Raw genomic sequence first — 16,066 nt, 5'->3', positions numbered from 1 at the left:
ATATCTCATTATCAACACGCTACTTGAACTAAGCCAAGAACGTCTTGGAGCGGATGACGAGACTCGAACTCGCGACCCTCACCTTGGCAAGGTGATGCGCTACCAACTGCGCTACATCCGCACTGCATTCCGGAAACCGTCTTAACAACTGTTTGCCGTGGTGCGAGTAAAAACATTATCGCGCCCCGCGCGAGTTTCCAAATCCGCTGGATAATTACCTATTTTCCCACAGATTCTAGGCCGCTTTTCGATGCCGCGAATTACATGAAGGTAATTCACCCCTGCACTGTCCAACCCGACGCTTATCGAGGATGCCCGACTGAAACTGCAGGTGGCAGCCACTACCTCCAGGCGATTATGGTTTACGGCCAAACAAGGTGTAAATTCATCCTCACACCAAGGTCCTATAGCTCAGTGGGAGAGCGTTCCGTTCACACCGGAAAGGTCGCTGGTTCAATCCCAGCTAGGACCACCGTTTCTCAGCCGGCGCCTTGCATAAAGGCGTCGGCTTTTGCGCGTCAGTCCCCAAAAAAGCCGACCTTGAGGCCCCCTCCCTCCGCTAGGCTGAGCCCATGCACACCGATATTGACGTTTCCGCGCACCTTGGGCCCGACACCCCAGGCATTCGACTCATCGAGGTATCTACCCTGTCTGGTTCCGCGACAATTGATGGGACCTCCGATGCAATGGGAAACGCCACCGACGCCGCACTCTTCCAAGGGCTGCGCAAATGGGGCGACGTAGTTGTTGTGGGGGCGGGCACCGTCAAGGCCGAGGATTACGAGGGGTCGTCGCCTGGCGCGGCACGCATTGCAGTGATGAGCTATTCCCTGGACCTTAACGTTGAATCAAAGCTTTTCCAGGTGGGCACTCCTCCCCTTATTTTGACTCCCGACGAGAACGTGGGAACTGCGGCGGCGCAAAGGCTCGAATCAGCAGGCGCAACGGTTCTTGGTACCGGTGATGGCTCAATCCAATCTGTGGTTGCCGCACTCCATGCACAGGGCTGGACGCGCATTGTCTGCGAAGGCGGCCCGGGCGTCTACTCCGCTTTCATTGCCGCAGGATTAGTAGACAAGCTCTATCTCACACTAGACCCGCACCTGACATCCTCTGTAGCGCAGCCACTGGTTTATGCGCGCGACGAGGAAACTGCGCAGGCCCCTGCACTTTCGCTTGAGCTTGAGAACGTCGCGGCGGACGCGGACGGCACGGTGTTTCTGCGCTATGCCCATCACGGCTGCCCGTAAACTGCATGACGTGAGTTCTCAGAGTCCTGCCACTATCGACGCCGCCGCTGTGCCGCCCCACGCGCGTTCAGGGCGCATCTTGACGATCGCCGCGTGGCCGCTGGCTCTGCTGTTAATAGTGCACCGGGTCTTCGTCGTGGCCCTCAACGGAACGCCGACGGATGACTTCACCACGGTGTTTAATGCCGTCCGGCGTTTCCTTGATGGCCAGCCTGTCTACGACCAGGCATACAATCACGTTGACCCGCTCTACCTGTACAATCCCGGTGCTACGCTACTGCTTTCCCCTCTGGGCATGGCCGATTTCTCGCTTGCCCGTGGGGCTTTCATTTGCGCCAACGCTCTGGCGATTTGCGCGGCGCTTGCGATTCTCACGACTGTAGTTGGGTACTCGCTCCGCGGCCCTGTGTTTCCAGTCGCCCTCGTCGCCGCATTCGCGACTGAAGCCGTAATCAACACCCTGGCTTTTACCAATATCAATGGCCTGCTTTTGTTGGCGTTGAGCGTGTTCCTCTGGGGTATCTTGCAATCGCGACGCGGTCCACGAGTTGCAGCGGGCATAGCTATTGGCTTGGCCATCCTTATCAAGCCGCAATTTGCGCCATTACTGTTCTTGCCGCTGGTCAAGAAGGACTGGATCAACATCGCTGGCGGCGTCGCTGTGCCCGTGCTTTTCAATGCCATCGCTTGGCCACTTGTCCCAGGCGCCAGTGGCTACCTTGATAACCTCGTGCCCTACCTCGGCACCACCCGTGACTACGCCAATGCCTCGTGGCCTGGCGTACAGGCATACTTTGGCCTGTCTCCTACTGCGTATTACCCTTTGTGGATCGCGCTTGGAGTGTGCACGGCTCTGAGTATCTTGGGACTACTTAAGTGGAAAGAGTCGGAGCCGGTCTTCTGGGCCCTTACAACCTCGGGCGCCATCATGGTGGGCATCTTCTTTCTGTCTTCTTTGGGTCAGCAGTACTACTCAATGTGGCTATTTCCCATGCTGTTTACGGTCTTCCTCCCCCGCTCTGTGTTCCACACTTGGGGCGCTTGGGCTGCTGCGTTCTTCTTCTTGGCGCCTGTGGAATGGAGCTCGACACACTGGCCAGTCGCAGGCAGCTGGATGACCGTGTTCACCGCAACCATTGGTTGGGGGCTTCTCATCGTGGTGACCGCAGCTTCGACTATCGGCTGGTGGCGTGAGCCAAAGGTTAAGCGCTAAACTTTTGCCATGACTGATTTCAAGCTCATCGCCGATACTGAATGGCGCAATCGCCTCACCGACGAGGAATACTACGTGCTTCGACAAGCGGGCACTGAGCCGCCGCATGTAGGCGAATACACCAATACCACCACCGAGGGCGTGTACTCATGCAAGGCCTGCGGCACGGAGCTTTTCCGCTCGACGGAGAAGTTTGAGTCGCACTGCGGCTGGCCTTCCTTCTTCTCCCCTCTCGCGGGCGACAAGATCATTGAACGCGTCGATAACTCCCTGGGCATGACCCGCACCGAGGTCCTGTGCGCCAATTGCGAGTCCCACCTGGGCCACGTCTTTGCCGGCGAGGGCTATGACACCCCGACCGACCTGCGCTACTGCATCAACTCGATATGCCTCACCCTTGAGGAGAAGCCAGTCGGCGAATAGCGCACTGCAAGGTTGCGCCCACCAATCACAACCACAAAATCCGCTTTCTTCCCCCGATACTGTCCGGGAAGAAAGCGGATTTTTCTCAGCTTAGAGTGTGGCTCTCGCGGCCAACGCCTTAAGGAAGAACCGCGATGAGCTCAGCAACATCCTTGACACGGCGGCCGGTATGGAAAGGAATCTCCTCACGCACGTAGTGGCGAGCCTCGGTGTAGCGCATCAGGTACATCAGGTCCACGATGCGGTGCAGCTCTGGCGCCTCGAAGGCGAGGATCCACTCGTAGTCACCCAGCGCGAAGGAAGGAACCGTGTTAGCGCGAACGTCAGGGTAGTCGCGTGCCTGCATGCCATGCTCCATCAGAATGCGGCGACGCTTTTCCTCATCCATGGTGTACCAATCGTAGGAACGCACGAATGGGTAGACCGCGATCCAATCACCAGGTTCCTCACCCATGATGAAGGAAGGCAGGTGGGACTTGTTGAACTCCGCTGGGCGGTGCAGTGCATTACCTACCCAAGTGACCTCAGAGACCTGGCCCAGGGTGGTCTCACGACGGAAGTCAGCAAATGCCTTCTGGAGGTCTGCGAATTCCTCCGCGTGCCACCAAATCATAAAGTCTGCAGAGTCACGCATGCCGGAGAGATCGTAGATACCTCGGACGGTGAGCTTGCCCTCTTCCTCGAGATTCTTGAAGAACTCCTGCGCTTGGGTAACAATCTCCGCGCGCTCCGTGCCCAGCGCACCCGGGATTACCTTGAATACCGCATGCTGGGAGTACTGCTGCATAGAGTTGAGCTCTTGGAAATTAACCTTCGCCATGGTGGACATTCTCCTTTGAAAATGGATGCGATTCGCGCTCTCTTTATGGGGCGAGACCCCAAAGAGAACTAGATACCCATCCATCATAAGTTGGATAAAGCCCTATTTCCATCTTTCCCTCAGTTAGTAGCTGAAACATAGCCAACTTCCCTGCAAAAATTGCCTGCCAGCCCATCCCGCTACGGCGCGCCTTCGCCCTCTACCGGCTGGAAAACTATAGCTTGAACGACGTGAGCAATTCCGACGTAACTTCGAGCAACCTTGCAGGCGCACCGACAAGCCTGCACGAGCACGCCGCCGCCAAAGCTTCTTCCGCATCTGAAGCGGACACCACCCCGGCAGTATTCAACGCCGCCGTTGAGTCCATGCATGCGGCTCGCCTTCGCCCCGAAATCACGCTGGGAACAATCCGCCCACCACAGCGCCTCGCTCCGTACAGCCACGCCATCGGACTAGAAGTTGGCGACGCACAAGATTCGGACGTCGATATTGTCCCTACTGACAGCGACGGCGATGCTTTTGGCCGACTCATTCTCCTCCATGATCCCGGCGCCGAGGAGGCCTGGGAAGGCGCTATGCGCCTGGTGGCTTATATCCAGGCCGACATGGATGACGCAGTAGCGGGCGATCCGCTGCTTCCCGACGTCGCGTGGGAATGGCTGAACGAGGCCATGGAGTCCAACGGTGCAACACACACCAACCTCGGCGGTACGGTGACCTCCACGGCTTCCGTACGCTTTGGCGAAATCGGCGGCCCGCCCCGCGCATACCAGCTCGAGATGCGTGCTTCCTGGACTGCTGAAGGCCTAGACCTAGCACCTCATGTCGAGGCTTTCGCACAGGTCCTGGCCAACGTGGCTGGCCTTCCACCTGAGGGTGTCACGGAGCTGAGCCGCTAAACGCTTTTCTCCCCCGGAGCTTGACTGCAGCTGCGCACATTTGCGCCACATAGGCACCTTGGTTATCGCCGTGGTGCCCATTGCCTTGTAGGCTGCAATCATGACTGAATTGCGGACCCAACCTCAAGACGGAATTCCCGAGGTACTTCGTAGCCCGGCAGAATTTGCCAGCGCTACTGCCGCCCTAAGCAGGGGCACTGGTCCGTTTGCAATCGACACTGAGCGAGCATCCTCGTATCGCTTTGATGACCGCGCCTTTCTGATTCAAATCCGCCGCGCTGGCGCCGGTACCTTCCTCTTCGCCCCGGAAGGCAAGCGCAGCGAGTTGAGCGCCGCGCTAGCGCCCGTAATCAACGATCAGGATTGGGTCGTGCACGCAGCGCCCTCTGATCTTCCCAGTCTGGCGTGGCTCGGCCTGTATCCAGGAACCTTGTTCGACACGGAATTGGCCGCGCGCATGGCCGACTTCGCCCACCCCAACCTGGGCGCAATGATTCTTGAGCTTTTCGACGTCGAGCTTGAGAAAGGTTACGGCGATTCTGACTGGTCAGCGCCCAAGCTTTCCCCCAACCTTCGCGCCTATGCGGCTCTGGACGTCGAGTTGCTGCTCGAGCTGGCAGAGGCGCTGCGTGACATTCTGGCCGAAGAGGACAAACTAGGTTGGGCCTATGAAGAATTCGCCGCGATGGTGGATGACTACGCAGGTGTCACCGAGCCAACCGAGCGAACCTGGCGCGGGTTGAAGGGGCTGTCCTCCCTGAGAACCGGCGAGCAATTAGCCGTAGCAAAGGCTCTGTGGACGCGCCGCGAGTCCATTGCCCGTTCCACAGATACCGCGCCGAATAGAGTTCTGCCGCACCGCGTGCTCATTGATATTGCACGGACACTGCCAGATTCACCGCAACAGTTTGCTCGCATCAAAGGTATTCCGAGGAAGCGTTCTGGCTCCGCGCTGCAGTGGTTTGATGTCGTGAACAAAGCCCGCGCACTCGACCCCCAGGATTGGCCGCGCCAGCAGCGAACGATCTCCCAGGTCCCGTCGAAGACTATCTGGGCTAAGGATTACCCGGAACTGTGGGAGGTTTTCCAAAACCTCCGCGAGGAGTGCGAGGACCTCGGCGACGAGGTCGCCATGCCCTGGGAACTCATCTTGAAACCAGCCACGCTCCGCGCAGTTGTATGGGCAGCTGGTTGTCCACCGAAAGCGAAAAAGCCTGGTTCCGTGGGCGGAATGATAAAAGGGCCACAGGATATCGCCCCCTTCCTGCGCGATGAAGGCGTCCGTGAATGGCAGATTGAGCTCCTCCAACCGATTCTGGAAGAAGGACTCGTCTACGCCGGCTAAGCGGGGGCTAGTTAGTCCTGTTCCACTTCGTCAGCGCTAATGCCACCAACCCACTCCTCGATGGCGTCGGCAATCGCGTCAGGTGTCAGGTTGTTTTCTTCCAGCACCTCACCGCGGCTTGCGTGACGCGGGAAGTAGTTGGCCACGCCCATGCGGCGCACCGGCGTATCTACCTCGGCGGCGTCGAGAGCCTCCGCGATCATAGAGCCAATACCGCCCCGAATAATGCCGTCCTCAACCGTCACCACCAGGTCGTGGTCAGCGGCAAGGCCAACCAAGGACTGCGGAACCGGGACAACCCAGCGCGGATCAGCAACTGTCACGTTGTAGCCGCGTTCCTCCAGAAGCTGTGCTGCGTTCTTCGAGCGCGTGCTCATAGCGCCAATAGCAACAATCAAGACGTCGGGAGTCTCCGCGGCCGCGGGATCCGCGTCCTTCGCATCACGAGAATCGTTGTAGTGGATGATATCCACGCCATCGGCGAGCTGGTCTACTGCCTCGATATCGTCAAGCAGGTTGCCCTTCGGGAAGCGCACCACGGTGGGGCCGTCGTTGACGTCAATCGCCTCGTGGAAGAGCTCACGCAGACGTGCGCCGTCGCGAGGCGCAGCAATGCGCATGCCAGGAACGATGCTCATCAGCGCCATGTCCCACACACCGTTGTGCGAAGGGCCGTCAGAGCCGGTCACACCGGCGCGGTCAAGGACGATAGTCACAGGCAGCTTCAGCAACGCTATGTCCATGATGACCTGGTCCACCGCGCGGTTGAGGAACGTGGAATAGATAGCCACGACAGGGTGCATTCCTGCCAACGCTAGACCGGAAGCAGACGTCATGGCGTGCTGCTCAGCTATACCGACGTCGAAGAAACGCTCAGGGAAACGCTCCTCGAACGGTGCCAGGCCTGTGGGGCCCGCCATAGCAGCAGTAATCGCCACAATGTCATCACGCTGCTGCCCAGCCTTGATGAGTTCCTCAGAAAAAGCAGCGGTCCAGCCAGGCTGCTTTTGCCCCTTGGCCACGCCCGTAACCGGGTCGATGGCGCCTGTGGAGTGCATCTGGTCTTTTGGCTCGTTGACGGCCGGCGCAAAGCCATGGCCCTTCTCCGTCACCGTGTGGACGATGATCGGGCCGTCATAATCGCGTGCATAGGACAACGCGCGCACAAGTGCATCAATGTCGTGACCGTTGATCGGTCCGACATACTTGATGCCAAGCTCCGGGAACATCTCCGTGGGCATCACGGTCGACTTCACGCCGTCCTTGATGGCATGGAGGGCGTCGAAAGTACGCTCGCCAACCCAACCCATTGACTTCAGGCGCTTCTTGCCCTGTGCCATGATCTCGTCGTATCCATGCTGCGCGCGGATGCGACCGAGGTTTTCAGAAAGACCACCGATAGTCGGCGAATAGGAACGGCCATTGTCGTTGACGATGATGACCGCATTGCGTTCTTTATCTGCCGAGATGTTGTTCAAGGCCTCCCAGCACATCCCGCCGGTGAGGGCACCGTCGCCCACCACTGCCACAGCATTGCGGTGGGACTGGCCCTTAATCTTGAAAGCCTTAGACAAACCGTCGATCGTGGACAGCGCAGCCGAAGCATGCGAAGACTCAGTCCAGTCATGCTCGGATTCGCCGCGATCGGTGTAGCCAGAAAGACCGTCCTTTTGACGCAGGGTATCGAACTTACCCACACGCCCCGTAAGCATCTTGTGCACGTATGACTGGTGGGAGGTGTCGAAGACGATCGCATCACGCGGGGAATCAAACACCCGGTGCATAGCCACAGTAAGTTCCACCACGCCGAGATTGGGTCCGAGGTGACCACCGGTAACCGAAACCTTTTCAATCAGACGTTGACGAATTTCACCAGCCAACTGGGTCAGTTGAGCTGGGGAGAGAGCCTTCAAATCGCGAGGCGACGCAATGGAATCCAGAATGGTCATGGAGCGGCCTTCTTCTCCTTCTTGTCAGTTCTTGTTCTTTACTACCGTACCCGTTCGCGGTCCGCGGACGGCAATCCTTCTGAGACGAAGTTTCCTATTCTTCCCCAGATCTTGCCCGCGCCGCGCAACGATATGCGTGGCGAGCGCCCCTCCTTAGGAGGCAGGCTGCAGCAGCGCCATGGTTTCAAAGTGGTGCGTGCCAGGAAAGGCGTTTACCATGGTCAACCGCTTCAGCGCGTAACCAGCTTCTTTCCATGCTTTGAGGTCGCGTGCAAAGGTGGCTGGATCGCAACCGACGTGCACAACGCTACGCGGCCCCGCCTGCGCCACCGCTAAGACAACCTCATCCCCGGCGCCCGTTCGGGGCGGGTCAAGGACTACGTAGCCCGGTGCAGGCAGTTGTGCCGCACAGGCCTCCACCTTTGCGTTACGGAAAGAGACGTCGTAAGCAGCGAGGCTTTCCTGCGTATGTGCGGCCGCTGCCGGCGAATAATCCACAGAGTAGATCTTCGGCGCCTGCGCCTGGGGCCGCCCAAGCGATGCGGTATCTGCAAGTGCATCATGCAGCGCCGGTACAAACAGGCCCACGCCGCCGTAGAGATCCCATGCCACTGCTGGCATGGCCGGATCTGCACTGCTGTCAGTCAGCCAGTCACGAACGAGTTGCGTGTAAGAATCTGGGGCGCTGGTGTGTGCCTGCCAAAAAGCTGTCGCGGGAAAGCGGAATTCATGGCCGTCAGCGGCTTGCACGACGTCGCCGGAGCCCTCGACAACGTCTAGGACGGTTTCCACGCGGCGCCCACGCGGGGCACGACGGGATTCGACTACGTGGCGGTTACCAGCACTGTCGATGACTACAATAACTTCAGCCCCCGGGGTGAAACGACGAGCATCGGCTCCCACGATGCCATCCACAAGGCCCGGCACCAGTTGGGTGCACGCAACGTCGGTGACGAGTTCGGTGGAAGATTTCTTCCGCAATCCAGCGCACCCTTGCTTGTCGACGCCGAGCCTGACGCGCGTGCGCCATCCGCGCTGCGGGCTAAGTTCCTGGGCCACGACGTCTAATGCGGCTAGCTCGGAGTCATCGAGCTTGGCCACGCGACGAAGCTGATCGATCAAGACCTCGACTTTGATTTCCGCCTCTTTGGATGGGTCGAGTTCGTGAAAATCACAGCATCCCGCCCCGCGCGCGGCCGCTGGGCAGCTGGACGCGACGCGCAATGGACCAGCTTCAACAATGTCCACTAACTGGGAGTCAATGAAGGATTTCTTGACCTTCCTAGCCACTACCCGGACTTTATCGCCAGGGAAAGCTCCTGGAACAAAGACCACGCGACCATCCTCAGCGTGCGCCAGGCCCACGCCACCGTGCGCCATACGCTCGACGCCTAAGAGGAGTTCTTCACCTTTAGAGGGGCCAGATTCGGATTCGTGGAACTCCGAGTGCGTGTGCGGGCTAGTCATCGACCTTCTCCTGAATGGTTTCTTGGGCAGTTTCGCTCTCAGAGGGGGAGGCTTCCTCAACTGCGGCGTTGGCGCGGCGCACCATCCAAATCGTGAGGATGGTGACCAAACCGGTCAGGGGCCATCCCATAAGGATGCGGACCACGCCCAAAGCGGTGGTGTTGTCAGCGTTGTAAATGGCGTTCTGCACGAGGAATCGCGCGAGGAAAATCACGGCCCAACCGGCCGTAGCAATGGCATAGGAACGTCGCGCCTTTACAACAGTGCGCCAGCGCATGTCCTCGCCGTTTATGCCTTTCCAAATGACGCCAACGAGCGGCCAGCGCAGCAAAATGGAAGCTGCCGCAACGACGAAAAGTACAAGCGACATCCAGATGCCATAGAGGAAGTAGCCCTTAGCGTCACCAGTAAACCACGCGATTGCGGCGCAGATGCCTACGCCCAACAGACCTGAGATAGCCGGCTGCAGCGTCTCTTTACGGATGATTCGCCAAACCGCAATAAGCACTGCGACGCCGAGAGCAGCCAGCAACGCTGGGCCCAGACCCCACACGTTATTGACAGGGATAAGGACAACAACCGGAAGTGTCGCTGAGACAAGTCCCGATAGGCCTCCCATCTGCTCCAGCAGTGTCGGCTCTACTTCTTCTTGTTCAGTCGGGGTGGCTGAATGGCTTTGTGGGTTCGTCACGTCGGCTTTCTTGTCTATGTATCCACCGCTCATCAAAGCACTACTTCGATGAAGTGCTGTAGGGATGGATAGGGACGCAATTATTTATCGTCGCTATTGTCCTGCGCAGCGGTCTCTTTATTCAAATCGTTGATCTGAGCCTTCGCTTCTGCTTCATCACGAGCTGCCGCCGAGTTTGCCGCATCAGCAGATCCAGGCGCGCCGGAAGCCGGGGCACTTCCGCCTTCCGCACGCTGCTGCATGGCGGTTTGTACTTGCTCCGCTAATTGCTGCGGCAAGGTCACTGGCAGCGAACTACCCGCCAGAACTGGGTTCTCGCCACGGTAGACGAAGGTACGGGCAAAGACCTCGCGCCCTAGTGCGGCGAGCTCCTCTTGCTTTCCAGCAGGCGCTGCCAAAGTTAGACGGTACATCCAGCGTGGGCCATCAACACCAATAATGCGGATTTCACCGTTCGGGTTTGTGCCCACAACTTCTGTTCCCCATGGGCCGTTTTCTGGGTGGGCTGTAAATCCATCTCGGGTCAGCCCTTCGACAATGTCAACAGCAGATTCTGCCCATTGCCCTGGCTTGCGTGGGGCGGCGAAAGCAACCGGCGTCATGCGGCCGAATTCGGTGACGATGTGCAGCATCTTCGGGCCTTGCTCGCCCATCTCCACCTGCACCTGACTCCCCTTTGGCAGAGGAATGCGCATAGAACCCAGATCTAGGATTCCGACGGAGAAATCAGTGAAATCGAACTCTTCGATTTTTACAGAATCGCCGTCAAAGGGGCCAGAGTCACCGTTAACGGCGTCATGGTCGATGCTAAAAGCCGTGAACTCAGCCTGAGAAGCCGCAGCCGCAGCGCCAGCTTGGGCATCTTCTGCGCGGCTAGTGTGCCCTGTGCTAGCAGGGCTGCCAGCAGCGCCTACTTGCTCGGCGTCCTTAACTTCTTGGTCCTTAACTTCTTGGTCTTCAGACTTTTTCTTAGAAAACGGCCACATAGCTGTTTTTCTCCGAACTTGAAACTCTTAATTAGCGGTTGATGTTTATGAAGCGAGTCTAGACGCCTGTCGAGCCATATCCTGCGGCTCCCCGGACGGTTTCGTCAAGTTCGTCCACCTCGACAAAGTCGACGAGCTCAACACGCTGGACAAGCAATTGAGCGATACGCATGCCGCGCTCAACGTGAAAAGTCTCATGTAGGTCGTGATTAATCAGACACACTTTAATTTCGCCACGATAATCAGCATCGACGGTGCCCGGTGTATTCACCACAGAAATTCCATGCTTGGCGCCAAGACCAGAGCGTGGGTGGATTAGCCCCACGGTGCCGAGCGGCAAGGCGATTGCAATACCAGTGCCCACCAGAACCCGCTCGCCGGGAGCGATGTCTACGGTTTCCGCTGCGCACAGGTCTGCGCCAGCATCGCCCCTATGCGCGCGGTGCGGCAAAGGCAAGTCTTTATCCAAGCGGTGCACCCTCACGGGACCGAAAGGACTTACAGGATCAATAATCGGGTTGGTCTCATTCACCTGCCCCAGCCTACCGTGCTCTAAATGGTCGCTTCACTACAACGTGAAGGCAGCGACTAGACTGGCAGACCGTGTCTATGAATACCGGTTCCGCTTCCCCATCCGCCAGCGGCTCTGCAGCCGCCGCCCCAGAGATCCTTTACAAAGAGCGCCAGTGGGTACCCTGGTATTTCTGGCTGATGGCCGCCTTTGTCGTGGCTATTACTACCGCGACGGTAAGCCTTAACCGCAACATCTGGTGGGTCATCATCCCCGCAGTGCTACTAAGCGCAATCGCCATTTGGGTGCTCATCGCATGGTCGGGCACGGTCCTCAAAGTTGAAAAGGATACCGATGGCACTCGGTGGCTGACAATCAAAGATGCGCAGCTTCCACACGACGTCGTCCAGCGCTCCATGATCGTGCCGAAGACCGCCCGCCGAAACGCTCTCGGCCCCCAATTCGATCCGGCTGCATTCTTGGTGACGCATGGGTGGATTGACGAGCACATCATGCTGGTGCTCGATGACCCTGAGGACCCAACGCCCTACTGGCTCATCGCAACGAAGAACCCCCAGCAAGTGCTGGATGCCTTCCTCGACCCTGCAGCTCGCCCCAGCGCGCACTAGCTTTAGAAACACCACACCCCCGCATCCATCCGCTCGAACAGCGGAGTGCGGGGGTGTAGGTGTTTTAGGCCGCTGGAAGCGCGGCATGCCAGCTTGAGCTATGCGCGCTTGGGCTACGCACGCCCAAGCGCCAGACCGAGCTGCCTATTTATGCGCAATCAAGGCAGATAGCTTTTCCATCTTCCTCGTGGGAGAAACGCTTGTTGGACTGCACCAGGAAGCACACGGAACAGGTGAATTCATTCTCCTGACGTGGGATAACTGTAACGTTGAGTTCCTCGCCGGTCAGGTCAACTGATGGCGGCTCGAAAGCCTCAACAATCTCTCCGTCGTCGTCCATGCCGTTGTTGTCATTCTCAGCAGCCTTGAGGCCCTCGAGGGAGTCAGCTTCAAGCTCGTCTTCTACACGGCGACGCGGTGCGTCATAATCGGTGGCCATGTTCTACGCCCCTATTAGTCATGTGGATGGGTTGGTATTTATCGTGCGCATCCTAAAACACAATTGGCCTCATGTCATACTCATCCCGACTGAAAAGCGCTTGACTATTACCCCCGCAGCGGCGTTAAGGCCCCTTTCGAAGCCAGGAGCTGCTGAAACGATGGAGCGAGTTTACCCCCGCACACCCATGTAATCTCGCCCTCAGTGGATAATTTTTGCAGACCTGGATGGCGTACAACGGCTCCAGCCTCCGCCGCAACAATTGCCCCAGCGGCAAAATCCCACGGATTGATACCGTGCTCGTAATATGCATCTACGCTTCCCTCCGCAACGCGGCACAGATCAAGCGCTGCAGCGCCCATACGGCGAATATCGCGCACGCTAGGCAACATGGAGGTCAGAAGTTGGGCCTGCGCTTGGCGACGCCCCGCTGCGTAGCCGAAACCAGTTGCCACCAGGGCAAGCGATGGGTCTGTCTCTGTACGGCACGCCAACTCGCGCACCTGCCCATCGGCAAACTCCACCGTGGCACCTTGCCCCAGCGCCGCAGAATACAAAGTCTCGCGTGCAACATTGATGACGGCGCCCGCGACAATCTCACCGTCGATGGCGGCTCCCATGGACACGGCAAATTCCTCAATGCCGTAGAGGAAATTCACCGTGCCATCGATGGGGTCCACAATCCATGTGACTCCAGTTTCAGAGGCAACGAAAGCCCCTTCTTCTCCGAAGATGCCATCGCCAGGCCGCTGGCTTTGGATGCTCTCAGCAATAAAGCGCTCGGTGGACTGATCCACCTCGGTGACAGGATCCACCGCGCTGCTCTTGGTCTGCGTGTGCGCCGCCAAGCCATCGCTGCCAATGATTTCGGCACGTTGGGCGCGAATACGTACCGCCGCTGCACGGACTGTATCGCGTGCGAAGTCACGCAGTTGTGCCAGATAATTTGGGTCATATTCACAGTTACTCATGCCAACAATTATGCCGTTGCCTACACTTAGGGCTTATGACTAGCACTAAAACTGGCCATTCCTTTGGCATCGACATCGGAGGCTCCGGCATCAAAGGCGCTGAAGTTGACTTGAACACGGGTGAGTTCGTGGGAGAGCGCCTGAAAATTGCCACGCCCAAGCAATCCACGCCTGAAGCCGTGGCCAAGATTGTCGCCCAGATCGTGGCGGAAAAGGAATGGTCCGGCCCGGTTGGCATTACTTTGCCTTCCGTGGTCAAAGAGCAAAAAGTTCTCACAGCGGCGAACATCGACAAATCCTGGATCGGAGTCGACGCCCAAGAGCTTTTTGCACAATACTTGGACCAGCCTTTTGTAGTGCTCAATGACGCCGACGCTGCCGGCCTTGCCGAGGTAGCCTTCGGCGACGAAGTAGCACGCACAGGTTCCGTCATCTTCCTCACCCTAGGTACGGGCATTGGCTCGGCTTTCCTCCTCGATGGCCAGCTCTTCCCTAACACCGAGTTGGGCCACATGATGGTGGGCGATGCCGAAGCGGAGCATCAGGCTTCCTCGGCTGTAAAGGAGCGTGAGGGCCTCAAGTACAAGCAGTGGGTCAAGCGACTCAATAAGGTACTTGCCGAATACGAGAAACTGTTTAACCCCCACGCCTTCATCATCGGCGGCGGAATCTCCCGCAAGTGGGACAAGTGGGGCGAACTCGTAGGCATTGACACCCCCGTTGCCCCAGCGCAGCTGCGCAATCGGGCCGGAATCGTCGGTGCCGCTATGGCCGCGCAGCAGAACTTGCGCCCATAGGGTAATCTCCAAAGATCCACAGTGGATTCGACCCCAGTTCACCGCCTCGCGGCGAAGATCATCTATACTGGGCCGTCGATCCAAAGTTAAACAGCTAACGGCGTGCCTCTCCTGCGCAAATGAGGGCTGGATTAGCATTAACCTCAGTGGTCGCGACTATCGCGACCCAAGCTGTTTTTCATACACAAGCAAGTCGAAAGGGCGTACGTGGCAGCCACTGATTCTTCAGACCAGGTACTCGGCGAGGGCGGAGAAGCCACCGAGGCATCTGCACCTGTCAAGAAGACCGCCAAAAAGACGGCCAAGAAAACCGCAAAGAAGACGGCCAAAAAGACCGCGAAGAAAACGGCTAAAAAGACTGCTAAGAAGACGGCCAAGAAGACAACTCGCAAGACTGCGAAGAAATCTGCCAAGAAGACCGTCCGCAAGTCTGCGCAGAAGGCCGCAGCCGCTCCTGAGGAAAAGCAGGAGAAGCTCGAGACCGCTTCTGACGAGCTCGAAGACGAGCTGGTAGATGACGCCGACCAGGATGACGCGGACTTCGATCCGGATAACGCGGACATGGACGATGACGAGTTCGGCGATGCTGAGGACGAGCTCGATGCGGATGAGGACGATGAAGAATCCGCTGCCCTGCGCCAGGCGCGCAAGGACGCACAGCTGACCGCATCTGCTGACTCCGTCCGCGCTTACCTCAAGCAGATCGGTAAGGTCGCCCTCCTTAACGCTGAGCAAGAGGTCTCCCTAGCAAAGCGCATTGAGGCTGGCCTCTACGCGCAGTACCGCATGGATGAGATGGAAAAGGCCCGCGCTGAGGGCGACAAGGCCGCCAAGCTCTCCCCTATGGAAAAGCGCGACCTGCGTTCCATCGCCCGTGATGGCCGCAAGGCAAAGAACCACCTGCTGGAGGCAAACCTCCGACTCGTCGTTTCGCTTGCGAAACGCTACACCGGCCGTGGCATGGCTTTCTTGGATCTCATTCAGGAGGGCAACCTGGGCCTTATCCGTGCGGTTGAGAAGTTCGACTACACCAAGGGTTACAAGTTCTCCACCTACGCCACGTGGTGGATCCGCCAGGCTATTACCCGCGCCATGGCTGATCAGGCCCGCACCATCCGTATCCCGGTGCACATGGTCGAGGTCATCAACAAGCTGGGCCGCATCCAGCGCGAGCTCCTGCAGGATCTGGGCCGCGAGCCCACCCCAATCGAGCTGGCGAAGGAAATGGACATCACCGAGGAAAAGGTCCTCGAGATCCAGCAGTACGCCCGCGAGCCGATTTCCCTGGACCAGACCATTGGTGATGAGGGCGATTCCCAGCTCGGTGACTTCATTGAGGACTCCGAGGCAGTCATCGCTGTCGACGCCGTATCCTTCACTTTGCTGCAGGACCAGCTCCAGGACGTGCTCACCACCCTGTCTGAGCGCGAAGCCGGCGTCGTTCGCCTGCGCTTCGGCCTGACCGACGGCATGCCGCGCACTTTAGACGAAATCGGCCAAGTCTACGGTGTTACCCGCGAGCGCATCCGCCAGATCGAGTCCAAGACCATGTCCAAGCTGCGCCACCCTTCGCGTTCGCAGGTCTTGCGCGACTACCTCGATTAAGAGGCCAAGCTAGCCCAGGCAAGCAACAAGATGCACACGCTTGCCGACGCCGCCCTCGCCTCCCCCGTTAG

The 16,066-nt window shown here is 58.4% G+C and carries 16 protein-coding genes and 2 tRNA genes; 9 read left to right on the top strand and 9 right to left on the bottom strand.

Annotated features, from left to right (window positions below; genetic code table 11):
* Positions 1–45: 45 nt before the first annotated feature.
* Positions 46–121: transfer RNA gene (locus tag HMPREF0308_RS04660), tRNA-Gly, on the bottom strand.
* Between the two features lie 279 nt (positions 122–400).
* Between HMPREF0308_RS04660 and HMPREF0308_RS04655 the strand changes: the two genes are divergently transcribed.
* From HMPREF0308_RS04655 to msrB, 4 genes are all read left to right on the top strand, one after another.
* Positions 401–472 (top strand) — tRNA-Val (locus tag HMPREF0308_RS04655).
* 100 nt (positions 473–572) lie between these two features.
* On the top strand, positions 573–1,250 hold the full coding sequence (locus HMPREF0308_RS04650) for a dihydrofolate reductase family protein (RefSeq protein WP_005529184.1): 678 nt from the start codon (positions 573–575) through the stop codon (positions 1,248–1,250).
* 10 nt (positions 1,251–1,260) lie between these two features.
* Positions 1,261–2,463 carry a glycosyltransferase family 87 protein gene (locus HMPREF0308_RS04645; protein ID WP_236251952.1) on the top strand — a complete coding sequence of 401 codons (1,203 nt, stop codon included), beginning with the start codon at positions 1,261–1,263 and terminating at the stop codon, positions 2,461–2,463.
* A gap of 9 nt (positions 2,464–2,472) precedes the next feature.
* Positions 2,473–2,886 carry a peptide-methionine (R)-S-oxide reductase MsrB gene (gene msrB / locus HMPREF0308_RS04640; protein ID WP_005529180.1) on the top strand — a complete coding sequence of 138 codons (414 nt, stop codon included), beginning with the start codon at positions 2,473–2,475 and terminating at the stop codon, positions 2,884–2,886.
* Positions 2,887–3,004: 118 nt separating this feature from the next.
* On the opposite strand, the gene hemQ is transcribed toward msrB, so the two are convergent.
* Positions 3,005–3,706 (bottom strand): hydrogen peroxide-dependent heme synthase, encoded by a 702-nt coding sequence (hemQ, locus tag HMPREF0308_RS04635; RefSeq protein ID WP_034657003.1) that lies wholly within the window; start codon positions 3,704–3,706, stop codon positions 3,005–3,007.
* 281 nt (positions 3,707–3,987) lie between these two features.
* On the opposite strand from hemQ, the gene HMPREF0308_RS04630 reads away from it, so the two are divergent.
* The gene (locus HMPREF0308_RS04630) at positions 3,988–4,605 is read left to right on the top strand and encodes a DUF3000 domain-containing protein (RefSeq protein ID WP_049064423.1); all 618 of its coding nucleotides are present in this window, start codon (positions 3,988–3,990) and stop codon (positions 4,603–4,605) included.
* Positions 4,606–4,705: 100 nt separating this feature from the next.
* Entirely contained in the window at positions 4,706–5,950 is a 1,245-nt protein-coding gene (locus tag HMPREF0308_RS04625) for an HRDC domain-containing protein (protein WP_005529175.1), read from the top strand.
* Between the two features lie 11 nt (positions 5,951–5,961).
* On the opposite strand, the gene dxs is transcribed toward HMPREF0308_RS04625, so the two are convergent.
* The 5 genes from dxs to dut all read right to left on the bottom strand — a co-directional run bounded on the left by dxs (position 5,962) and on the right by dut (position 11,575).
* The gene (gene dxs / locus HMPREF0308_RS04620) at positions 5,962–7,899 is read right to left on the bottom strand and encodes a 1-deoxy-D-xylulose-5-phosphate synthase (protein ID WP_005529173.1); all 1,938 of its coding nucleotides are present in this window, start codon (positions 7,897–7,899) and stop codon (positions 5,962–5,964) included.
* A 153-nt stretch (positions 7,900–8,052) separates the two neighbouring features.
* A complete protein-coding gene (locus HMPREF0308_RS04615) occupies positions 8,053–9,366 on the bottom strand; it encodes a class I SAM-dependent RNA methyltransferase (RefSeq protein WP_005529171.1) in 1,314 nt (437 codons plus the stop codon).
* Entirely contained in the window at positions 9,359–10,090 is a 732-nt protein-coding gene (locus tag HMPREF0308_RS04610) for a DUF3159 domain-containing protein (protein WP_005529169.1), read from the bottom strand. The genes HMPREF0308_RS04615 and HMPREF0308_RS04610 overlap by 8 nt, the downstream gene beginning before the upstream one ends.
* A 47-nt stretch (positions 10,091–10,137) precedes the next feature.
* Positions 10,138–11,043: a DUF3710 domain-containing protein gene (locus HMPREF0308_RS04605; RefSeq protein WP_005529167.1), complete on the bottom strand. Its 906-nt coding sequence runs from the start codon at positions 11,041–11,043 to the stop codon at positions 10,138–10,140.
* A gap of 58 nt (positions 11,044–11,101) precedes the next feature.
* Positions 11,102–11,575 (bottom strand): dUTP diphosphatase, encoded by a 474-nt coding sequence (gene dut, locus HMPREF0308_RS04600; protein ID WP_034656850.1) that lies wholly within the window; start codon positions 11,573–11,575, stop codon positions 11,102–11,104.
* A 77-nt stretch (positions 11,576–11,652) separates the two neighbouring features.
* Here dut and HMPREF0308_RS04595 point away from each other — a divergent pair, with 77 nt between their 5' ends.
* Complete coding sequence (locus tag HMPREF0308_RS04595; RefSeq protein ID WP_005529163.1) at positions 11,653–12,183, top strand: DUF3093 domain-containing protein; 531 nt, start codon at positions 11,653–11,655, stop codon at positions 12,181–12,183.
* 148 nt (positions 12,184–12,331) lie between these two features.
* Here HMPREF0308_RS04595 and HMPREF0308_RS04590 read toward each other — a convergent pair whose 3' ends face one another.
* Entirely contained in the window at positions 12,332–12,622 is a 291-nt protein-coding gene (locus tag HMPREF0308_RS04590) for a DUF4193 domain-containing protein (RefSeq protein ID WP_005529162.1), read from the bottom strand.
* A 107-nt stretch (positions 12,623–12,729) separates the two neighbouring features.
* A complete protein-coding gene (locus HMPREF0308_RS04585) occupies positions 12,730–13,593 on the bottom strand; it encodes an inositol monophosphatase family protein (RefSeq protein WP_005529161.1) in 864 nt (287 codons plus the stop codon).
* A 35-nt stretch (positions 13,594–13,628) separates the two neighbouring features.
* On the opposite strand from HMPREF0308_RS04585, the gene ppgK reads away from it, so the two are divergent.
* Positions 13,629–14,390: a polyphosphate--glucose phosphotransferase gene (ppgK, locus tag HMPREF0308_RS04580; RefSeq protein ID WP_005529160.1), complete on the top strand. Its 762-nt coding sequence runs from the start codon at positions 13,629–13,631 to the stop codon at positions 14,388–14,390.
* A 207-nt stretch (positions 14,391–14,597) separates the two neighbouring features.
* Positions 14,598–15,995: an RNA polymerase sigma factor gene (locus tag HMPREF0308_RS04575; protein WP_005529159.1), complete on the top strand. Its 1,398-nt coding sequence runs from the start codon at positions 14,598–14,600 to the stop codon at positions 15,993–15,995.
* Positions 15,996–16,066 lie beyond the last annotated feature (71 nt).

The sequence above is a fragment of the Corynebacterium striatum ATCC 6940 genome, assembly GCF_000159135.1.
GTDB classification, from domain to species: Bacteria; Actinomycetota; Actinomycetes; order Mycobacteriales; family Mycobacteriaceae; genus Corynebacterium; species Corynebacterium striatum.
This window is presented reverse-complemented; position numbering and strand designations above follow the sequence as displayed.

Coding starts and splice junctions, on each gene's coding strand:
- HMPREF0308_RS04595 (WP_005529163.1), top strand. CDS start 11,653: ATGAATACCGGTTCCGCTTCCCCATCCGCCAGCGGCTCTGCAGCCGCC.
- ppgK (WP_005529160.1), top strand. CDS start 13,629: ATGACTAGCACTAAAACTGGCCATTCCTTTGGCATCGACATCGGAGGC.
- HMPREF0308_RS04650 (WP_005529184.1), top strand. CDS start 573: ATGCACACCGATATTGACGTTTCCGCGCACCTTGGGCCCGACACCCCA.
- HMPREF0308_RS04615 (WP_005529171.1), bottom strand. CDS start 9,366: ATGACTAGCCCGCACACGCACTCGGAGTTCCACGAATCCGAATCTGGC.
- HMPREF0308_RS04610 (WP_005529169.1), bottom strand. CDS start 10,090: ATGAGCGGTGGATACATAGACAAGAAAGCCGACGTGACGAACCCACAA.
- HMPREF0308_RS04585 (WP_005529161.1), bottom strand. CDS start 13,593: ATGAGTAACTGTGAATATGACCCAAATTATCTGGCACAACTGCGTGAC.
- hemQ (WP_034657003.1), bottom strand. CDS start 3,706: ATGGCGAAGGTTAATTTCCAAGAGCTCAACTCTATGCAGCAGTACTCC.
- dxs (WP_005529173.1), bottom strand. CDS start 7,899: ATGACCATTCTGGATTCCATTGCGTCGCCTCGCGATTTGAAGGCTCTC.
- HMPREF0308_RS04590 (WP_005529162.1), bottom strand. CDS start 12,622: ATGGCCACCGATTATGACGCACCGCGTCGCCGTGTAGAAGACGAGCTT.
- HMPREF0308_RS04605 (WP_005529167.1), bottom strand. CDS start 11,043: ATGTGGCCGTTTTCTAAGAAAAAGTCTGAAGACCAAGAAGTTAAGGAC.
- HMPREF0308_RS04625 (WP_005529175.1), top strand. CDS start 4,706: ATGACTGAATTGCGGACCCAACCTCAAGACGGAATTCCCGAGGTACTT.
- msrB (WP_005529180.1), top strand. CDS start 2,473: ATGACTGATTTCAAGCTCATCGCCGATACTGAATGGCGCAATCGCCTC.